We start from the raw sequence: 20,252 nt of genomic DNA on the forward strand, positions 1-20,252 counted from the left end.
GGCTTGCGCAACCCTTGGACATAGACGCTAACTCGCGGTATCAAGGTTTCAATATTTGAACTTTAGGACGACAGACTGTGGCACCACGCACCAAACGCCCCCTGACACTTCGCGACGTATCTGAGGCGTCTGGCGTCAGTGAGATGACCGTCAGCCGCGTTTTGCGAAACAAAGGCGACGTCTCGGAAGCAACCCGTTCCAAGGTTCTGACCGCCGCAAAAGAGCTGGGTTATGTACCCAACAAGATTGCAGGTGCGCTGGCGTCGCAGCGGGTGAACCTTGTCGCTGTCATCATCCCATCATTGGGAAACATGGTCTTTCCCGAGGTGCTATCTGGCATTTCAGAGACGCTGGAAAACACGGGCCTTCAACCTGTCGTGGGCGTGACTGACTATCTTCCAGAAAAGGAAGAAAAGGTCCTATACGAGATGCTGTCGTGGCGTCCTTCTGGTGTGATCATTGCTGGACTAGAGCATTCCGATGCCTCGCGTGCGATGATGCAGGGCGCTGAAATCCCGGTTGTAGAAATCATGGACGTTGATGGCGAACCCGTTGACGCTTGTGTAGGGATTTCGCATCGGCGAGCTGGACGCATGATGGCTGAGGCGCTGCTAGAGAACGGATATGAACGCATTGGGTTTATGGGCACCAAAATGCCGCTGGACCACCGCGCGCGCAAACGCTTCGAGGGTCTAACCGAACGGTTGGCAAAGGGCGGTGTCGAGGTCGCGGATCAAGAATTTTACTCTGGCGGCTCGGCCCTCGCAAAGGGCCGCGAAATGACTGCGGCCATGCTAGAGCGGACGCCGGACTTGGATTTCCTGTATTTCTCGAACGATATGATTGGCGCAGGTGGGATGCTCTATCTCCAAGAGAAAGGCATCGATGTCCCGACCCAAGTTGGCCTCGCTGGCTTTAACGGCGTTGAGCTGTTGCAGGGTCTGCCGACCCGACTTGCTACAATGGATGCATGTCGCCGTGAAATCGGGATCAAAGCGGCCGGGATTGTCGCGGCGCGATCTGCGACGGACACCGATCAAGGTGGCGGTGAAAGGGTCGAACTCACCCCAACGCTGGAACACGGCGATACCCTGACCCGCGAATGACGCCCCGCCCTATTCTACGGAACAAAGACGCACGACACCTGTTTCTGCACAAACACGCTTTTGCAGAGGCGCCACTTGGGCCATCGACCGGCGCTGATCTGACTGCGTTGATCGAACTTATCGGCTTTGTCCAACTCGACAGCATCAACACGCTAGAGCGTGCGCATCATATGATCCTGTTCGCGCGCAGACAGTCATACCGACCAGCGAACCTAGCCAAGATCCATGACCACGATCACAGCCTCTTTGAGCATTGGACACATGACGCCAGCGTCATTCCAACGCAGTTCTATTCCCATTGGCAACTGCGGTTCCGACGGGACGTCAAAAAACTTAGCAAGCAGTGGAAGATTTGGCGATGTGAGGGGTTCGAAGAACGGTTAGAAATCGTTCCGCCAACAAATCGCCGATGATGGTCCCTGTTGTTCTGGAGACGTCGGAAGAGACGAGAAGAAGGGATCAGGCGGTTGGTGGGATTGGCACCCATCTAAAACCGCATTGAAATACTTGTGGAGGTCAGGGGCGTTGACCGTATGCCACCGCGAGAATTTCAAAAAATTCTATGACCTCACGGAAAACGTATTGGACGGCACGGTCACGTCTCTTGAGCCGTCAGAGGCTGAGAGCATCGATTGGTTGTGCAGCAATGCGCTAGACCGGCTAGGCTTTGCAACACCGGCAGAAATATCTTCGTTCTGGGATACCGTGACAAGTCCAGAGGCGCGCGCATGGTGTGCAGCCGAGTTAGACGCGGGACGGATCATCGAGATAGATGTTGAGAGTACCGACAAATCCCTGCGAACTCACTTCGCACGACCAGACGTTTTTGAACAGGCCGCAGCAGCACCCAAACCCCCTGCTCGGGTTCGCATATTGTCGCCGTTTGACCCAGCGTTGCGAGACCGCAAGCGTGCCGAACGCTTGTTTGGCTTTCAGTATCGGATCGAAGTGTTTGTCCCTGCTGCAAAACGGCAATACGGCTGCTACGTCTTTCCAGTGATGGAGGGTGATCGCCTGATCGGGCGGATTGATGCAAACGCCCCGGCAACAGGCGAGACCCTGAACGTGACCGCATTTTGGCCAGAGCTGACTGTAAAAATGACACCGCCCCGAACCCAAAGGCTCGAGGCGGAGATCGCGAGGTATGTCAGGTTCACTAACAAATCTCATGCGGTCTATGCGGACGATTGGATCCGCCCGCATGACCCATTTTGCGGTTAGTTCATGATGATCTCTGGTCCCATCAACATGTTGGGCAGATAGGTCGAGATCGACGGGATGTAGGTGACCATAATTAGGAACACCAACAGCACGCAGAGGAACGGCAGCGACGCGCGCACAACGCTCATCATCGGCATTCCAGCGACACCCGACGTCACAAAGAGGTTCAGACCCACCGGCGGCGTAATCATGCCGATCTCCATGTTCACGACCATGATGATCCCGAGGTGAATAGGATCAATGCCCAGTTCAATGGCAATCGGGAACACCAGCGGTGCAACGATGACCAGCAAACCCGAAGGTTCCATAAACTGACCACCGATCAACAGGATCACGTTGACGATGATCAAGAATATCACTGGACCAAAGTTCGCCGACAGCATCGCCGTGGCGATATGCTGTGGGATCTGCTCTTCGGTCAGTACGTGCTTTAGGATCAACGCGTTCGCAATCACGAACATCAACGTCACCGTCAGCTTGCCTGCATCAAACAACGTCTGACGTGTGTCGCGGTCAAACCACGCTGTAACCAACGCCCAAGGCGCCTGAAACACCGTCCGTTTGGCGTGGCCGTCCCGTTCGGACAATGGACCCATGTCGCGATAGACAAAACACGCAACAAGGAACGCATAGACGGACGCCACAGCGGCAGCTTCGGTTGGGGTAAAGATCGCGGATTCTTTGTAGAGACCCAGCTCAGACGAATACCAAGGGTAGCCGTAGATGCCGATCATAATGATGACGATTAGGAACAGACCCCAAAACGCTTCGCGGAAGGACCGAAACACTTCGCGGAAACCGACCCACTCACCTGCTGGCATATTTTTGATCCGCGCAAAGATGTAGATGGTGATCATCAACATCGTGCCCGCCATGATGCCCGGGATCACACCAGCCAAGAACATCCGACCAACCGAGACATCAACTGAGGCCGCATAAACAACCATCACGATGGATGGCGGGATCAAAATGCCCAAAGTACCCGCGTTACAGATTACGCCCGCGGCGAATTCCTTGGTATATCCGGCTTGCTTCATCGCGGCGATTACGATCGAACCGATCGCCACAACAGTCGCCGGTGACGAACCGGACAAAGCCGCAAACATCATACAGGCCAGAACACCCGCAATCGCAAGGCCGCCGCGCAAATGGCCCACACAGGCAATCGCGAACCGCACGATTCTGCGCGCCACTCCCCCCGTCGACATAAACGTCGAGGCGAGGATAAAGAACGGGATCGCAAGTAGCGTAAAGTGACCCGCGAATGCCTCAAACAATGTTTGGGCAATTGACGCCATCGAGCTGTCCGAGAACCACAACAGGAACAGAACTGACGATAGGCCCAAGGAGAACGCGATTGGCACACCAATCAGCATCAGCCCCACAACGAGACCAAAGAGAAGAATGATTTCCATTAGTTCGATCCCTTGTTGATCGCGTCAGATGCAGCCGCGATGTCTTCTTCTTCGACTTCATGGCCGACGATCATCATGCTGATTTTTCCGGTGTACATGGCATAGGCCGCTTGCAACGTCCGCAGCAGCAGCAATGCCATAGACAACGGCATGATTAGATACGGCACAAGGCGCGGAATTTTTTCGTATTCAATGCCGTCGTTGAACACATCTGACAACCAGCCCAACCAGCTGGGAACAGGGATGTCGTTGGTTTCATACCAACCTTGGCCGCGGTACTTGTCTTCAAAGCCAAGCGGGAACCAACGGGCGATGTTCGGGCTTTCGAACATCCATTCTGGGTTCTCACCCTTGAACTTGGGGAGGTTGGCAAAGTTTGCCCAGTAGTCCCAAGCGCCTTTGGTCAGCAACATCGCAAAGATCACACAGGCGACAGCCGCGATCAGCCCCATAGTCCGGCGCGCGTGGGGGCTTACGGTATTAATGATGGCATCAACACCCAGATGTGCTGTGGTTTTGACGGCATAAGACGCCCCCAACAGCACGAGCCACGCGAACATGAACACCGTCAGTTCCAAAGCCCACAAAATATTTGAATTGAACGCATAGCGCGCGACCACATTGGCAAATGTCAAAAGGGTCATACACCCCAAGAGCACCGCAATGATCGTTTCTTCTATGCTGTCGATGACGGACTTTGTCCCAGACATCGGCCCTCTCCCCAAGAAACGTGTATCAAAAAGGCGCGCCCAGCATGGCCGAGCGCGCCTTCTTTTGGATCAATCGATTTAGTTTACGAGCGAGGCGTTGATCGCCTGTGCCGCATCGATGTTTTCCTGACCTACGTCGCCAGCGAACTGAGACCAGACAGGGCGCATTGCATCGACCCATTCCTGACGCTGCTCGCCTGTCAGCTGACGAATTTCGCCGCCTGCTGCCATGATGTCGTTCTTGGCTGCTTCGTTCGTAGCGAACGCTTCTGCATTACGTGTCACAGTCACTTCACCCAGAATGGTCAAGAACTGGTCACGGACATCAGCGTCCAGACCCTCGAGCCAATCAACAGACGTCACAACGAGATAGTCGATGATGCCGTGGTTGGTCTCTGTTGTGCCATCTTGCACTTCAAAGAATTTCTTGCCGAAAATGTTCGACCAAGTGTTCTCTTGACCGTCCACAACACCCTGCTGGAGCGCGCCGTATACTTCGGAGAACGCCATTTTCTGTGGGGAACCACCGATGGCTTCCATCTGAGCAACCAACACGTCGGATGGCTGAACGCGGAACTTGAGGCCATTGGCATCAGTTGGCGAGATCAGCGGAACATTCGCCGACATCTGCTTCATGCCGTTGTGCCAGAAGGACAGACCCTGCAGGCCACGGTTCTGCATGCTGTCGAGCATTGCCTGACCCGTGTCAGAGTTCTGGAACTGGTCAACTGCGTCGATGTTTGCAAACATGAACGGCAGGTCGAAGATGCGGAACTGACGTGTGAAGGTTTCGAACTTGGACAGCGAAGGCGCAGCCAACTGAACATCGCCCTGCAGCATCGCTTCGAGAACTTTGTCGTCGTTATACAGCGTGGAGTTCGCGAAAACTTCCATGCACATTGTGCCGTTCATTTCGTCGTTTACGCGCTGCTCGAGCAGAGTTGCGGCGATCCCTTTCGGGTGACGGTCGGTATTTGTGACGTGGCTGAACTTGACGACGATTTCGCCTTCGTCACACGCTGCAAATGCAGCGCCTGGTACGGCAGCAATTGCTGCTACGCATGCGGCTTTCAACATTGATTTCATTCTTATTTCCTCCCATTAGAACTCAGGTCAAAGCTTTCGCTTTTCCTATCCAATACAATTAGACCGTGCAGCCAAAGCCACAAATATTTTCATGAACTCATTTTTTGTCGATTAATTTCAGAGCGTTACCACTGCCTCGGCTCTAAAATTGCCTCTTATTCGTGCGGAATCGCGCACAAAATTACTCGACCCCTTTAGTTTTGTGTGACATTCCACACAAAATACCCGCCGCTGAGTCGCCAATGATTATTCGCCAATCCATACTCGCTCTCGTTGTGCTTTGCGCTCTTTTAGCAGCGCTATTGGCGGTGTTTGACCTCAGCTACCGCAGCAGCCTCAACAGGCTCTCAGACATTGGAAATCTAAGGCTAGAACAGGCGTCTGACCGCCTTCTGGGACAACTAGAACCATACCAACAGCTACCCAATCTTCTCGCCAAACACCCGACTGTGACAGATGCCAAACGCGAGGGGACCGCCGATATCGGTGGCTTTCTTTTGAACACGGCGTTGGGCACGGGGACCGAAGACATTTATGTTCTGGATCGCGCCGGTGTCGTTGTGGCCAGTTCGAACGAGGCTGACACAGACAGCTATGTTGACGCTGATTTCAGTAGCCGCCCAGATGTTCGTGCAGCCATGAACGGGCGGCTGGGGTTTCACCACGCGCTTGAGACTGGTGGGCCACGGAACTTCTTTTACTCACGTGGCATCATTGACCAGTCGCCGCCTGTCCTTGGCGTCGTCGTCGCCAAAGTTGATGTCGCCGAACTAGAGTTTGAGTGGAGCATCGACGATACGGTGACGGCCTTTTTTGATCGTGACGACGTCGTCTTTTTATCCAATAGACCAGAGCTCGTGCTGCGTCAGTTCCCCCTGACCCCGCTGGTTGATCTGCCACGTTATCCGTCCGGTGCTTTGCGCCCCTTCTATGAAGTCACCAAATCGACTGTTGGAGTTCACGAGATTTGGTCGACACCGATGCCTGACCCGCTGCCTGCTGATGCCTTGGTTCTGCATCGTTATATGCCCCAGATCGACATGACCGCCCGAATTTTCATGTCGACGGCGTCGGCTCAATCGGCCGCAGTGCAACGCACTGCACTTGCTGCCGCTCTTATCGCTTTGGTTGGAATGGCGCTGTTCTTGTTCGTCCTGAACCGGCGACGCCTCACTGATCGGTTGGCGGTTGAGGCTCGCGCAAAAGCACAGCTCGAGGCCCGCGTCGCCAAACGCACCGAACAGCTAGAGCGCGCGCAGGATGATCTGGTCCAAGCCGGCAAGCTCGCCGCCCTAGGCCATATGTCTGCCGGCATCAGCCACGAGCTGAACCAACCACTAGCGACAATTCAAATACTGTCAGAGAATGCCAAAAAACTGCAATCGCGCGGACGCCACGATGAAACAGCCGAAAACCTCAGCGAGATCAGCGCCCAGACAGGTCGGATCAGCCGTATTCTCAAGAACCTCCGCGCATTCGCCCGCAAAGACGACATCTCGATCGAGGCCGTCGATTTGAATGCCGTTTTGTCCGAGGCCTTGCGCATGAGCGATGCTCGACTGGCCACAGATGGCGTCACTGTGCTGCGAGACACGACTGGGATGCCATTGGCCAAAGGCGGTGAAGTGCGTCTTCAACAGGTGCTCATGAACATCATCAACAACGCCGCTGACGCGTTGCGCAACGCGGAAATCAAACAGCTACACATCGGATACGACACAACGGCGTCTGCCGTGATGCTGAAATTGCGCGATACGGGATCGGGCCTCGACAACCCGACCTGCGTTTTCGAGCCGTTTTTCACAACCAAAGAGATCGGCGCGTCCAAGGGGCTGGGCCTTGGGCTTTCAATTTCTCATGGCATCATGGGAAGCCTCGGTGGCGCTCTTACCGCGCAAAATCATCCTGATGGTGGCGCAGAATTCACAATGACTTTGGAAAAGGCCGAGCCATGAAACAGGTTCTTTTGGTCGAAGACGACCGCGCTCTCCGGCTCTCTTTGGCGCAATCGCTCGAGCTTGAAAACATCTCGGTGACGCGGGCCTCGTCAGTCATCGAAGCCAAGGATCACGTCTCGCCCGACTATGCAGGTGTCATTCTGTCAGACATCCGAATGCCCGGCCGTGACGGGTTTGATTTGTTGGCTTATGTTCGGGCGACAGACTCTGACCTGCCGGTTGTATTGCTCACTGGTGAAAGCGACGTGCCAACAGCCGTTCGCGCGATCAATGACGGTGCCTATGACTATTTGGAAAAACCATGTGACCCAGATCATTTGGTCGACGTTCTGACCCGCGCGCTCGACCACCGCGCATTGGTTCTAAAGTCCCGTGCGCTCGATCTACAACTGCAACACAGCGACCCCGCAGCGATCAATTTTCCGGGGACATCCCCAGTCTCCAGTCGCCTCAGGGATGACTTGCGGCGTGCCGCGAAATTGCCGATTCATGTCCATCTGTTTGGTCCAACCGGCGCAGGCAAAAAACTTGCCGCGCACACGATTCACAGCCTGAGCACAGACCGCGAGGCGTTTGTCCCTGTCTCTTTGCTGAACGCTCCTGATTCGATTTTTCAGTCTCTATCATTGCCGACAACGCCGGTTGATATCTCGATCAAGCATCTCGAATCTGCGACCCCCTATCAGCAATCAAACATTCTGGAACTGACCGAACGCCCAAACACGCGAATCCTGTCCTCTAGCGGTCATAGCCTCGACACATTGCGGGATCGTGGCCTCCAAGAAGAGCTCTACTTTGCGCTCAATATCTTGCAGATTCCTCTACCGTCTCTGGACGATCGGCGCAGTGATTTGCCTCAAATTTTTGAGGCTGTTCTCAGACAGGCCGTTCGGACATTGGACATGGATTTCCCGCAAATCCCCGAAAGCCTGATGGCTGAAATCAGCACCCGCCAATGGTCTGACAACCTGCCAGAGTTGCGTAATTTTGCGCGCAGTTTTGCGTTGAACCTAGGACAGCCAGCTGCACCCGAGCCTGACAAAACACTGGCCGAACAGATCGATGCGTTTGAAAGAATGATTCTGTCTGAAACCCTACGCCGCAAGAACGGCCGCGCATCGGATGCCGCAACCAGTCTCGGACTACCGCGCAAGACGTTCTATGACAAACTCGCGCGCCACGAATTGCGGCCAAAGGACTTCAAACCATAGGGACCGCCCCCACGGGCGGAAGAGAGAGTGAGGTACCATTCTTTTGGGATTGAATGGTGAGCCGACAGGGGTTCGAACCCTGGACCTACTGATTAAAAGTCAGTTGCTCTACCAGCTGAGCTATCGGCTCACTCTGGGAGGCTATCTAGAAACCTCACCGCACTGGGTCAACCCATAATCGGACGGATGGTCTGGATTAGTCGCACCCCCTTCGCTATATGCCTCAAATGGTACAAAATTCTGCAGATCATTTGCCGTTCATGAAGATGCACGGGCTGGGCAACGACTTTGTCGTCGTTGATGAGCGTGGAATCACGCCCCGAGTCGATTCCACAATTGCCAAAGCGATTGGCGACCGCCACCGCGGTGTGGGTTTTGATCAGCTTGCGGTCCTGTCCAATACCGACGATGCCGACGTACAGCTAACGTTCTACAACGCGGATGGATCGACTGCAGGCGCTTGTGGCAACGCCACACGCTGCATCGCCAATCACCTACTTGAACAGACCAGCACACGGGCCATGACCTTGCAAACCGAACGTGGCCTGTTGTCTGCAATGTCGGACGTCGCAGGTGTCACATCGGTCAATATGTTGCACCCATTACTCGACTGGGCGTACGTGCCGCTTGCCGAGAATGTTGATACGCTGGCGCTTCCTATCGACGGGGGCCCGACCGCCACCGGCATGGGCAATCCACACTGCACCTTTTTTGTAGACGATGTCGAGGCTGTGGCGTTGGAAACATTTGGTGCGCGGATGGAACATCACCCGCTGTTCCCTGAACGTACAAATGTTCAGGTGGCGCAAATCATTGGCCCCGATCATATCCGCATGCGGGTGTGGGAACGCGGCGTCGGCATCACATTGTCATCCGGTTCTTCGTCCTGCGCTACTGCTGTAGCTGCGGCACGGCGTGGTCTAACGGGGTGTAGTGTTCAGATCGATCTCGACGGGGGAACCTTGCACATTGATTGGCGCGACGACGGCGTCTGGATGACTGGTCCAACGGCCCATGTCTTTGATGGTGTTTGGCACCTATGAGCGCGCCTGTCTTTTCGACCCTTGGCTGTCGTCTCAATACATACGAGACGCACGCGATGCAGGATTTGGCCCAGCGCGCTGGCGTCGAAAATGCGGTTGTCGTGAACACCTGTGCCGTCACTGCCGAGGCCGTCCGAAAGGCCAAGCAAGAGATTCGCAAGCTGCGCCGTGACCACCCAGAGGCCAAGCTGATCGTCACAGGATGCGCGGCCCAAACCGAGCCAGAGACATTCAAGAACATGGCCGAGGTCGATGTCGTTATCGGCAACACCGAGAAAATGCAGGCCGAGACGTGGCAGCAAATGACCCCAGACCTGATCGGTCAAACTGAACCGGTTCAAGTAGATGACATCATGTCGGTCACAAAAACCGCTGGCCATTTGATTGACGGGTTCGGCACCCGCAGCCGCGCCTATGTTCAGGTGCAAAATGGCTGTGATCACCGCTGTACGTTTTGCATTATCCCCTACGGCCGTGGCAATTCACGCAGCGTGCCTGCCGGCGTTGTGGTTGATCAAATCAAACGCCTCCGCGACAGCGGCTATAACGAGGTCGTGCTGACTGGTGTTGATCTTACATCATGGGGCGCTGACCTGCCTGCTCAACCAAAGCTCGGTAATCTTGTTCTACGCATTCTGAAACTCGTGCCCGACCTGCCCCGCCTGCGGATTAGCAGTATTGATAGCATCGAGGTGGACGATGCCTTGATGCAGGCCATCGCGACCGAACCACGTCTCATGCCGCACCTTCATCTGAGCCTACAACATGGCGACGACCTGATCTTGAAACGGATGAAACGTCGGCACCTGCGCGACGACGCGATCCGTTTTTCCGAAGACGCGCGCAAGCTGCGACCCGAGATGACCTTTGGTGCTGATATCATCGCGGGCTTTCCGACCGAAACGGACGCGCATTTTGAAAACTCGTTGCGTCTGGTTGAGGATTGCCACCTCACATGGCTCCATGTCTTTCCATACTCTGCGCGGATCGGCACACCCGCGGCCAAGATGCCCGCTGTGAATGGCAAAGTGATCAAAGAACGCGCGGCGCGCCTGCGCGAGGCTGGTGCGGCGGCGGTACAAACCCACCTGAACGCACAGCTGGACAGGACCCATCATGTCCTGATGGAAAACCCGAACATGGGACGCACTGAACAATTCACACCAGTTCAGTTTTCTAAACCACAGGTCGAAGGATCCATTGTCACCACCAACATCACCGGCCTCGACGGTGACCAGTTGACCGCATGATACTGCCTATTCTCTACTCGTTTCGTCGCTGCCCCTACGCGATGCGCGCACGGTTGGCGCTGGTTGTATCAGAGGTGCAAACCGAGCTGCGCGAAATTCTCCTGCGCGACAAGAACCCCGAGTTTCTGGCGACATCTCCCAGTGGTACTGTTCCCTGCGTCAAGGACCGTGATCTGGTCATCGACGAATCGCTTGATGTGATGATCTGGGCACTGGAACAAAACGACCCGCTGAGATGGCTCGAAAATCGCGACACAGCGCTGGGTTTGATTTCAACGGCCGACGGCCCATTCAAAGCCGCGCTGGATCGGACCAAGTACCAGAACCGTCACCAGAGTGACCCTACCGAAGAACGCGCCAAAGCCGCCGTTTTCCTTGATGAGCTTAACGTGCGACTGGCGGATACTTCCTATCTCGCTGGCGATCACTTTGCCCTTGCTGATGCAGCTATCGCACCCTTCGTCAGGCAGTTTGCGAACATTGATCGTCCGCTATTTGACGAAACAAACGGCCCGCACCTGATCAAGTGGTTGGACCAGTTTCTTGAGATGCCGCTCTTTGCCGGTATCATGACAAAATACCCCCCTTGGCAATTGGACGCGAATACCGTTCTCTTTCCGTAAGGAGAGGCCAACACGCACCCCAACAAGATTTTTCGCGGAACACCCGCCGATCGCAATGCCCACTTTGCCCGCGATCGCGCCTTTGGCGTGCTGTCGATGAATGTGGTTGATGGCCCGCTCTTGGCCCATGTGCCGTTTCTTTTGTCACCTGGCGCCAAAATCGCGCATCTGCATTTGTTTCGGCCCTACCCTATTGCGCGCGCAACCACCGAACCACAGCCATGCGTGATCGCAGTGTCCGGCCCTGACAGCTATATCTCGCCCGATTGGTACGGTGTCCCTTACCAAGTGCCGACGTGGAACTATATCGCGGTGCATCTTTGGGGGCACGTTGCGTCTGATGGAGCCAGACGAGTTGCACCCAATGCTGGACCGTCAATCCGCTCACTTCGAAGAACAACTGACCCCCCAAACCCCATGGACCACATCGAAAATGACGGATGGGGTGATGGACCGGATGATGCGCGCGATTGTGCCCTGTGAAATGGCGATCACAGAAATCGACGGTACTTGGAAATTGTCACACAACATACCCGACGCTGTGCGTCACGCCGCAGCAGGACATGTGGTTTCGGATGGAATAGGGTCTGAACGCGCCACGGTCGGCACAATAATGCACGACGTGTCGGACGCCAAAGACGGCTAACCGAACTTTATCGATTCAAAAGTTGAACGAAACGCCGACGTTCAAAGCATTCGTGATGATGTCCGACTCAAGCGTGCCACCACCCTCTAGCTCGGCTTCGTTCTGTGAATACGTAAACTTGTATTCACCAAATACAGCCCACTGATCCGTGATGTCATACTTGGCACCCGCAACACCCATCACAGCAGGACCTGTGACTTGGTATTCGAATGTTTCGTTTGTGCCATCGTCCACGTCGACGTGTGGAATGGCCAAACCAATGCCCGCGCCAACATAGGGCGTAAAGTTACCCCAACGATCAGGCCAGCGGCGCATCGTGTTCACAGTCAGAATGTTCAAGCCGTCAGTGAATTCAACGTTGTCAAATCCAGCGGCTGCAGCTTCGTCATCTGGTGCGTAGACTTTGGCATGGTTCAGTTCGATACCAAATCCCAAGGTGTCATTCTTCCACCACGTTGCACGCACACCGTAATAGGGGGGTGCATCTGCACTGCGACCTTCCCAGCCGATCAGCTCGTCAAAATCACCGCCTGCGTTCGATCCGACGACCCGGCTGTGCGGCGATGTCTGCGCACCAAGGTAAAAGCTGAGCTCGGTCTCGGCCACAGCACTGGTGCCAGCAATTGCTGCAGTCAGAGCGATAAAAGTTGTGCGAAACGTCATGATCTCAATCTTTCCCAAGGGCTTAGCCCTTGCATACACGTGACCCTGCACCGCGGCAATACGCGGCTCAGGGGATTCTAACGCCAAATATCCCTCATCAAACGTAAATTCATGGTGAACACGGGCCTTTGCGAATCTTAAAGCAGTCACGTGACCACATCCCACAAGATTCAGTCACATGCCGTTTTTTGACCCGATTTCAACGATTCGCGACCAAGACGGCCAATTATCTACATTTCCGCCGCCCTGCGCCGCATTGTCGTCTAGACCCGGCTCATCAACATCGCTAAGTAGCGCGGCAATGCCAGTTCGTATTGATACGGACCAGTTAACTATGGGCGCTTGCCCAACCAGACGGAGACACATCGGCCCATGTCACACGCAGACGACCATCAGGGCACTCGCCGCGATTTCCTTTACTACGCCACCGCAGGTGCGGGCGCTGTAGCAACGGGTATGGCGGTTTGGCCCCTCGTGAACCAAATGAACCCTTCCGCGGACGTTCAGGCGCTTGCCTCGATCCGTGTTGATGTAGGCGACATTGCCCCTGGCACACAGCTAACAGTGCTGTGGCAGGGTAAACCTGTTTTCATCCGCTACCGGACAGAAGCCGAAATCGAAGAGGCTCGCGCTGTTGATGTCGCGGCATTGCCTGACGGAATGGCTGCAAACGAGAACATCGATGCCGCAGCTCCTGCGACTGATGAAAACCGTGCACTCGGCGAAAACGACGAATGGTTGGTTATGATGGGTGTTTGTACACACCTTGGCTGTGTACCTCTCGGTGACGGTGCTGGTGACTTTGGCGGCTGGTTTTGCCCGTGCCACGGTTCACACTACGATACAGCCGGCCGCATCCGCAAAGGTCCGGCTCCCACCAATCTCTTGGTCCCCGTCGCGGAATTCGCTGACGAAACCACAATCAAACTCGGTTAAGGAGAGAAATTATGGGCGGTATACCCCACGATCACTACGAACCGAAGTCCGACTTCACCAAAGGCATGCAGAAGCGCCTTCCCGTCATCGGCCTGCTCTATGACACACTGATGATCCCGACTCCAAAAAACCTGAACTGGATGTGGATCTGGGGCATCGTCCTGACATTCACACTCGCGCTTCAGATCATCACCGGCATCGTGCTGGTTATGCACTATACACCGCACGTTGATATGGCGTTCGCATCGATCGAACACATCATGCGCAACGTGAACGGCGGCCACATGATCCGCTACTTCCACATGAACGGCGCCTCGTTGTTCTTTGTTGCGGTCTACGCCCACATCTTCCGCGGCCTCTACTATGGTTCCTACAAGGCACCACGCGAGGTCACATGGATCATCGGCATGCTCATCTATCTCTTGATGATGGGGACTGCGTTCATGGGCTACGTTCTGCCTTGGGGCCAGATGTCCTTCCACGGTACGGCTGTTATCACCGGCTTGTTTGGTGCGATCCCATTCGTGGGTGAAGCACTGCAGACATGGCTATTGGGTGCATCAGCTGTGGGTCAACCCGCACTGAACCGCTTCTTCTCGCTGCACTACCTGCTGCCCTTCATCATCGCTGGTCTCGTGATCGTCCACATCTGGGCGTTCCATACCACAGGCAACAACAATCCAACTGGTGTTGAAGTTCGCCGGACCTCGAAAGAAGAAGCTGAGCGCGACACACTGCCATTCTGGCCGTACTTCGTGATCAAGGACCTCTTTGCTTTGGCCATCATCATGGTCGTCTTTGTGGCTGTTGTTGGCTTTATGCCAAACTACCTCGGCCACCCAGACAACTACATTGAAGCAAACGCTTTGGCGACGCCTGCACACATCGTTCCAGAATGGTACTTCTTGCCATTCTACGCGATCCTGCGTGCCTTCACCGCCGAAGTATGGGTTGTGATGTTCGCTGAGTGGATCTCGTTCGGCATCATCGACGCCAAGTTCTTTGGTGTGCTCGCGATGTTCGGCGCGATTGCTGTGATGGCATTGGCACCATGGCTCGACACGTCGTCAGTCCGTTCGGGTCGCTATCGCCCAATGTTCAAATGGTGGTTCGCCCTTCTCGTCGTGGACTTCTTTGTCCTGATGTGGGCCGGCGCGATGCCCGCAGAAGAACCCTTTGCAACGATCTCTTTGATCGCGTCCGCCTACTGGTTCGCATACTTCTTGGTCATCCTCCCACTCTTGGGTGTGATCGAAAAGCCAATGACACCACCGGCAACGATCGAAGACGACTTTAACGCCCACTACGGCACATCGGACGATGCAGCATCTGCAGCCGCTCCGACACCGGCCGAGTGAGAAAGGACCACAAGCAAATGATCCGTACACTCACACTCTCCGCTGCCGTGGCTTTGGGCTTCGCTGCATCGCCAGCTCTTGCTGCTGGCGGTGGCGACTCTCACGTGACGAACTACGAATTCTCTTTTGAGGGTATGTTCGGCACATACGACCAGATGCAGCTTCAGCGTGGCCTTCAGGTCTACACTGAAATCTGTTCGGCCTGTCACGGTCTGAAATTTGTGCCTCTTCGCACCCTGCATGATGACGGCGGCCCCGGCCTGCCCGAAGATCAGGTTCGCGCATACGCAGATTTCTACGAAGTCTGGGACCCAACCCTGTTTGATGGCGAAGGCGACTTCCGCCCAGCCATCCCATCTGACAACTTCCCTGCTGTGACATCTGCCGCAGCACCAGACCTGTCATTGATGGCCAAAGCACGCGCTGGTTTCCACGGACCTTACGGTCTTGGCATCAACCAGTTCCTCAATGGCATGGGCGGCCCCGAGTATATCGCGTCACTGTTGACCGGTTACGAAGATCCACCCTCTTGCGCACCTGACGACATGGACGGCTCTTACAACACCGTATTTGCAGTCGGCGGCTATCCTGACGAATGCAAGAACGAAGACGGCAGCCACAAATACCCTGGCAGCTGGATCAGCATGTCACAGCCTCTCTATGGCGATGACGTAGAATATGCTGACGGTCACTCTGCTTCGCTCGAGGATGTATCCATAGACGTCGCAGCCTTCCTGATGTGGACAGCCGAGCCCAAGCTCGCTGCACGTAAACAGGCAGGCATGACTGGTGTGATTTTCCTGACGCTTTTGTCCGTGTTGCTCTACCTCACGAACAAGAAGCTCTGGGCGCCACACAAAGGCAAAAAGAAATAGGCACAGCCTAAACTGCTGATGTTTCTAGGCCTCTGACGTCATCGTCGGGGGCCTTTTTCTTGGCCCCCCATATCGCGACGCAACGGGATGTCGTAACTCGACGTCAAAGCGTCCGCATGCGCCTTGCGAATCCGCCCCCCGCACGTCAGATAGAAACTGTTCTCAGGGCGGGGCGAAATTCCCCACCGGCGGTATATGGAAACATGAGCCCGCGAGCGCCTCAATCGAGGGTCAGCAGATCGGGTGAGATGCCCGAGCCGACAGTATAGTCTGGATGAAAGAGAACGATCTTTGGCCCCGCATTCTGTGGAATCAGTTGGATCGTGATCGCCTCTGGTGACGTGTTTGATGGGCCAAAGGAGCTAAGAAATGACGCACATCCGCTATGCATTCGTCAAGGCGAACTGGCACTCTGATATTGTCGATCAGTCTTTGGCTGGTTTCCAAGAGCTGATCCCAGCGACCGACATCGACGTCTATGATGTCCCGGGCGCATTCGAAATGCCTCTGATGGCGCAAAAGCTTGCTGAAACAGGCCGCTACGATGCCGTGATCTGTGCTGCGCTTGTCGTTGATGGTGGCATCTACCGCCATGATTTTGTTGCCGCAGCTGTGGTTGATGGATTGATGCAGGCGGGCATGAAAACAGGGGTTCCTGTCCTCTCGGTTTCGCTCACACCGCATCATTTCCAAGAGACAGACCATCACATGGCAATCTACAGCGATCACTTTGTCACCAAAGGTCGCGAGGCCGCGTCTGCAACGCTTGCTATCACCCAAACACACGCGTCAGTCGCCTAACCCAAATAGGCGGCCAAGGCTGCGGGCGGATTTGCAAACAGCGCGTCTGTCGCCACCGGAGCATCAGCAACGCCCTCAATCACTAGGATCACCTGATCCGCGATATGTCGCGCGTCTTGTGGATCGTGCGTGACCATCAGCATTGCCGCCCCGGTTTCGACCAACACCTCGACCAGCAAATCCATCATCTCGACTTTGAGCGCGGGACCAAGTGCTGCAAACGGCTCGTCCAACAAAACCAACGGTGCGCGGGACAATACCAAACGGGCCAACGCGACGCGGCTTTGTTGCCCTCCAGACAGCTCGGACGGTTTGCGCGCACCCATGCCGCCCAATCCAACTCGGGCCAACGCATTCTCAACATCAACAGTTTGCGCATCCGACAGGCGCAGCTTGGGCGCGATTCCCAGTCCAACGTTTTGTGCCACAGTCAAATGCGGGAACAGATTATTGTCCTGAAAGACAAAGCCAATCGGTCGCGCATGGGGTGCCACCCCATCAATCTGCACGCCGTCCCAAAAGATCCGGCCTTGCGTCAAATCAACAAACCCAGCGACCACGTTCAACAGCGTTGATTTCCCCGAACCGCTGGGGCCGATCACGGCCACGCGCTGACCAGCGGCAACGCTGAGGTTCGCATCCAACGAAAACGCGCCCTGTACAACTTTCACAGCCTCAAGTCTCAGCATCGGCGCGACCTCCTCTATCAAACAACCAGAACAACAATAGGCTTAGCGCCAGCAGGACCAGCGCCGCCCCTGCAGCCTCTTCCATGCGGTAGGCACTCATCAATCGGTAGACCGCCATCGGCAATGTCGCACCACCCGGCACAGCAAAGAGCGCGATCACCCCAAGATCACCCATGCTCAGCGCGGCGGCCAGCCCGCCTGCAAACCCCAATGGCCTGCGCATCCTTGGCAAGATAAGGAACCGCAACCGCGCCAATCCCCGCAGCCCCAGTGCATCCGCCAATCTGCCATATCCCTGCTCAACGTCGCGAACGGCTGGAACCAAAACGCGCAGGGCGAACGGTACAGTGGCAACTGCGTTGACCAACCCAGTCACCACCAGCGCCAAATCGCTAGGTTTGGCAAAAGGAAAAATGATCAGAAACAACCCAGTTCCCATCACCAGTTGTGACATCGTCAGGGGCAAAAATCCCATCCCTTCGACCCAGCGCCCCGTCTTGCACGGCAACTGAACAATCCAAACTGCCAACGACAAGGAAACGGCCAATGCCAGAAACGCCGAAAGTACCGCGATGACCACCGATCGCATCGCTGCATCCCAAACGCTGTTGGGCAAAGCAGACACGCTCGAAGCACCGTCGAGCACAATCAAGATCAAAGGAAGGCATAGGAAAACAGTGATTATCCCAAGCCAAAAAGCATCGATACCCCAGTGACCGCCGTCCCAGCGGCGCACTGTTCGATCCAAGCCGACGCCCGACATCTTAGGGACTGCGACCCATAATGACAGCGCCGCACCCATAACGCACAACAGGACTTGGATCCCTGCAAGGCTCGCTGCTTTGCCAAGATCGAATTCGAACCGAAAAGCCTGATAGATTGCCAATTCAACCGTTGTCGCGCGCGGCCCACCGCCCAATGTGAGCGCAATGGCAAAGCTGGTCAGGCAGATCAAAAAGATGACCATGAACGCCCCCGGCACCACATCGCGCAACATAGGGCGTTCCAACACGACCCCCACATCTGCACCCAACGAGGCCGCCAGTTTGAACCGTTCGGCGGGGATCGATAGCCACCCTTGCAGGATCAACCGCGTCGCCAACGGCAGGTTAAAAAACACATGCGCCAAGATCACGCCATGAATGCCAAAGACCGAGATCGGCCAACCCATGACCGAGGCCAAGACACCAGACCGACCGAAAACCGCAATCAATCCCAAAACGGCGACAATCACAGGTAGGATAAATGGCGCCCCAAGGATGGTGATCAACGCGCCACGTCCCCAGAATTGCCGCCGCGCCAGCGCACGCGCAACCGGAACGGCCAGCACAACACTGATCGCCGCTGAAACAACCGCCTGCCAAATTGTGAAACGAACAGCAGCCCAATCATTGGGCCGCAATGCTGACGCCCCTTCAGCACGCATCGCAACAGCGATCAATGTACCCAGCGTCAGGAATAGAACCAGAGCGGCGCATGCCGCTCCGGTCCAGCCACCGTAGCGGCGGTTTAACGGGACAGGGCGGCGAGCCACTCGTCCAGCGCCGGTTCGCGCAATGCATCTGCTTCGTTTTCGTCGTAGAAGATTGCTGTCTCAGGCATACCCAACAGGCCGAACTTCTCTGGCAACCTGGATGCGTCGAGCTTTGCAGGGAACGACCAGTTGCCCTCTGGAATGATCGACTGGAACGCCTCCGACAGGATGAACGCCATGAACTGATCTGTCAGCTCTGGCTGATCCGTCGTTGCGATCTTACCCACGACCTCGGCCATGAAATAATGACCTTCGTCAAAGATTGCGGCCGATTTGGTCGCGTCATCCTCGGCAATCAGATGATAGGCCGGTGACGTTGTATAAGACAGAACCATGTCTGCTTCGCCATCGGTGAACATGCCGTACGCCTCGGACCAGCCTTGGGTCACAGTCAGAATCTGTGGCGCCATCTTTTCCCAAGCGGCTCCAGCCTCTTTGCCATAGACCGCTTTGACCCACAACAGCAGCGCCAGACCAGAGGCCGATGACCGCGGGTCTTGAATGACCAGTTTCACGTCTGCCATCTCGAGCAATGCGTCAAAGCTGGTAGGGGGCGTGTCGATCTTTGTGTTGTCGTAGATGAATGCGACATAGCTCCAGTTGAACGGAACAAACGTGTCGTCCGTCCATTCAATCGGCATTGTCAGGTCGGTTGTGTCCAATCCGTGTGGGCCAAACAGCTCGCTCTCGCGGGCCTTTTTGGTCACGTCAGTGTTCAGACCAATCACGGCATCAGCATCCGTCCGTGCGCCCTCTAGCAGCAACCGAGGCAGTACATCGCCTGTCACAAATTCCAAATCACAGGCGCATTCTGCCTCGAATGCAGCCTCGATCGCAGGGCCAGGACCCCACTCAGAGCCAAAGTAGTCAGGGGCATATACTGTCAGTACAGGAGTGTCCGCCACAGCCGTGGTCGCAAACATCAGTCCCGCTACAGAAGTCAAAACGTATTTCATGTCTCTCTCCAAAATAGCCAGACGCAGGTGGGGAAAGAACAATGTCTTACCTTCCCTCCGCCGGTCTTAACCGGTTCAGGTTCAACGGGTCCGCATCATTGCATCTCAGCCATCCAATCGCTCGGATGGCCCCCCGAGGTACGAATTGATCTAGCGCCAATTGGACACAGC

The 20,252-nt window shown here is 55.5% G+C and carries 18 protein-coding genes, 1 tRNA gene, 3 pseudogenes and 2 riboswitches; of the genes and pseudogenes, 14 read left to right on the forward strand and 8 right to left on the reverse strand.

What is annotated here, in order from left to right:
• Positions 1-77 precede the first annotated feature (77 nt).
• Both TR2A62_RS11305 and TR2A62_RS11310 read left to right on the forward strand, forming a co-directional pair.
• Complete coding sequence (locus TR2A62_RS11305; RefSeq protein ID WP_009159514.1) at positions 78-1,106, forward strand: LacI family DNA-binding transcriptional regulator; 1,029 nt, start codon at positions 78-80, stop codon at positions 1,104-1,106.
• Positions 1,103-2,327, forward strand: a pseudogene (locus tag TR2A62_RS11310) (winged helix-turn-helix domain-containing protein). Before TR2A62_RS11305 ends, TR2A62_RS11310 begins: the two are co-directional and overlap by 4 nt.
• Here the strand turns inward: TR2A62_RS11310 and TR2A62_RS11315 are convergent.
• The 3 genes from TR2A62_RS11315 to TR2A62_RS11325 form a co-directional block, all read right to left on the reverse strand.
• Entirely contained in the window at positions 2,324-3,742 is a 1,419-nt protein-coding gene (locus TR2A62_RS11315; RefSeq protein ID WP_009159653.1) for a TRAP transporter large permease, read from the reverse strand. The pseudogene TR2A62_RS11310 and the gene TR2A62_RS11315 sit on opposite strands and share 4 nt — an antisense overlap.
• The gene (locus tag TR2A62_RS11320) at positions 3,742-4,452 is read right to left on the reverse strand and encodes a TRAP transporter small permease (RefSeq protein WP_009157957.1); all 711 of its coding nucleotides are present in this window, start codon (positions 4,450-4,452) and stop codon (positions 3,742-3,744) included. The genes TR2A62_RS11315 and TR2A62_RS11320 overlap by 1 nt, the downstream gene beginning before the upstream one ends.
• 78 nt (positions 4,453-4,530) lie before the next feature.
• A complete protein-coding gene (locus TR2A62_RS11325) occupies positions 4,531-5,538 on the reverse strand; it encodes a DctP family TRAP transporter solute-binding subunit (protein WP_009159830.1) in 1,008 nt (335 codons plus the stop codon).
• A 242-nt stretch (positions 5,539-5,780) separates the two neighbouring features.
• On the opposite strand from TR2A62_RS11325, the gene TR2A62_RS11330 reads away from it, so the two are divergent.
• Positions 5,781-7,493 carry an ATP-binding protein gene (locus TR2A62_RS11330; RefSeq protein WP_009160179.1) on the forward strand — a complete coding sequence of 571 codons (1,713 nt, stop codon included), beginning with the start codon at positions 5,781-5,783 and terminating at the stop codon, positions 7,491-7,493.
• A complete protein-coding gene (locus TR2A62_RS11335; RefSeq protein WP_009157276.1) occupies positions 7,490-8,707 on the forward strand; it encodes a sigma-54 dependent transcriptional regulator in 1,218 nt (405 codons plus the stop codon). Before TR2A62_RS11330 ends, TR2A62_RS11335 begins: the two co-directional genes overlap by 4 nt.
• A gap of 54 nt (positions 8,708-8,761) precedes the next feature.
• Here the strand turns inward: TR2A62_RS11335 and TR2A62_RS11340 are convergent.
• A tRNA-Lys gene (locus TR2A62_RS11340) sits at positions 8,762-8,837 on the reverse strand.
• Positions 8,838-8,925: 88 nt separating this feature from the next.
• Here TR2A62_RS11340 and dapF point away from each other — a divergent pair.
• The 6 genes and pseudogenes from dapF to TR2A62_RS19570 all read left to right on the forward strand — a co-directional run bounded on the left by dapF (position 8,926) and on the right by TR2A62_RS19570 (position 12,269).
• On the forward strand, positions 8,926-9,750 hold the full coding sequence (gene dapF, locus TR2A62_RS11345) for a diaminopimelate epimerase (protein WP_083791062.1): 825 nt from the start codon (positions 8,926-8,928) through the stop codon (positions 9,748-9,750).
• Complete coding sequence (mtaB, locus tag TR2A62_RS11350; protein ID WP_009159319.1) at positions 9,747-11,000, forward strand: tRNA (N(6)-L-threonylcarbamoyladenosine(37)-C(2))-methylthiotransferase MtaB; 1,254 nt, start codon at positions 9,747-9,749, stop codon at positions 10,998-11,000. The genes dapF and mtaB overlap by 4 nt, the downstream gene beginning before the upstream one ends.
• Positions 10,997-11,623, forward strand: coding sequence for a glutathione S-transferase (locus tag TR2A62_RS11355; protein ID WP_009160371.1), 627 nt, complete (start codon positions 10,997-10,999; stop codon positions 11,621-11,623). Before mtaB ends, TR2A62_RS11355 begins: the two co-directional genes overlap by 4 nt.
• Before the next feature lie 27 nt (positions 11,624-11,650).
• A pseudogene (locus tag TR2A62_RS19560) lies at positions 11,651-11,887 on the forward strand (FMN-binding negative transcriptional regulator); the annotation flags it as partial.
• A gap of 100 nt (positions 11,888-11,987) precedes the next feature.
• Positions 11,988-12,062, forward strand: a pseudogene (locus TR2A62_RS19565) (FMN-binding negative transcriptional regulator); the annotation flags it as partial.
• A gap of 45 nt (positions 12,063-12,107) precedes the next feature.
• On the forward strand, positions 12,108-12,269 hold the full coding sequence (locus tag TR2A62_RS19570; protein WP_369699521.1) for a hypothetical protein: 162 nt from the start codon (positions 12,108-12,110) through the stop codon (positions 12,267-12,269).
• Positions 12,270-12,284: 15 nt separating this feature from the next.
• On the opposite strand, the gene TR2A62_RS11365 is transcribed toward TR2A62_RS19570, so the two are convergent.
• The gene (locus TR2A62_RS11365; RefSeq protein WP_040821472.1) at positions 12,285-12,932 is read right to left on the reverse strand and encodes an outer membrane beta-barrel protein; all 648 of its coding nucleotides are present in this window, start codon (positions 12,930-12,932) and stop codon (positions 12,285-12,287) included.
• A gap of 372 nt (positions 12,933-13,304) precedes the next feature.
• Here TR2A62_RS11365 and petA point away from each other — a divergent pair, with 372 nt between their 5' ends.
• From petA to TR2A62_RS11385, 4 genes are all read left to right on the forward strand, one after another.
• Positions 13,305-13,868: a ubiquinol-cytochrome c reductase iron-sulfur subunit gene (petA, locus tag TR2A62_RS11370; protein WP_009158556.1), complete on the forward strand. Its 564-nt coding sequence runs from the start codon at positions 13,305-13,307 to the stop codon at positions 13,866-13,868.
• Between the two features lie 11 nt (positions 13,869-13,879).
• A complete protein-coding gene (locus TR2A62_RS11375; protein ID WP_009159127.1) occupies positions 13,880-15,226 on the forward strand; it encodes a cytochrome b N-terminal domain-containing protein in 1,347 nt (448 codons plus the stop codon).
• 17 nt (positions 15,227-15,243) lie between these two features.
• Entirely contained in the window at positions 15,244-16,101 is an 858-nt protein-coding gene (locus tag TR2A62_RS11380; RefSeq protein ID WP_009160415.1) for a cytochrome c1, read from the forward strand.
• A 154-nt stretch (positions 16,102-16,255) separates the two neighbouring features.
• Positions 16,256-16,391: riboswitch (FMN riboswitch) on the forward strand.
• A gap of 79 nt (positions 16,392-16,470) precedes the next feature.
• On the forward strand, positions 16,471-16,902 hold the full coding sequence (locus tag TR2A62_RS11385; RefSeq protein ID WP_009160041.1) for a 6,7-dimethyl-8-ribityllumazine synthase: 432 nt from the start codon (positions 16,471-16,473) through the stop codon (positions 16,900-16,902).
• On the opposite strand, the gene TR2A62_RS11390 is transcribed toward TR2A62_RS11385, so the two are convergent.
• Genes TR2A62_RS11390 through TR2A62_RS11400 form a run of 3 tightly spaced genes read right to left on the reverse strand, consistent with a single transcriptional unit; the run spans position 16,899 to position 20,081 of the window.
• Positions 16,899-17,591, reverse strand: coding sequence for an ATP-binding cassette domain-containing protein (locus tag TR2A62_RS11390; protein WP_009158838.1), 693 nt, complete (start codon positions 17,589-17,591; stop codon positions 16,899-16,901). The genes TR2A62_RS11385 and TR2A62_RS11390 overlap by 4 nt on opposite strands.
• Positions 17,578-19,125 carry a thiamine/thiamine pyrophosphate ABC transporter permease ThiP gene (locus TR2A62_RS11395; RefSeq protein ID WP_009160798.1) on the reverse strand — a complete coding sequence of 516 codons (1,548 nt, stop codon included), beginning with the start codon at positions 19,123-19,125 and terminating at the stop codon, positions 17,578-17,580. Before TR2A62_RS11395 ends, TR2A62_RS11390 begins: the two co-directional genes overlap by 14 nt.
• On the reverse strand, positions 19,101-20,081 hold the full coding sequence (locus TR2A62_RS11400; RefSeq protein ID WP_040820656.1) for a thiamine ABC transporter substrate binding subunit: 981 nt from the start codon (positions 20,079-20,081) through the stop codon (positions 19,101-19,103). Before TR2A62_RS11400 ends, TR2A62_RS11395 begins: the two co-directional genes overlap by 25 nt.
• A gap of 35 nt (positions 20,082-20,116) precedes the next feature.
• Positions 20,117-20,227, reverse strand: a riboswitch (TPP riboswitch).
• Positions 20,228-20,252: the final 25 nt, after the last annotated feature.

Source organism: Thalassobium sp. R2A62, from assembly GCF_000161835.1.
Classification (GTDB): Bacteria; Pseudomonadota; Alphaproteobacteria; order Rhodobacterales; family Rhodobacteraceae; genus Thalassobium.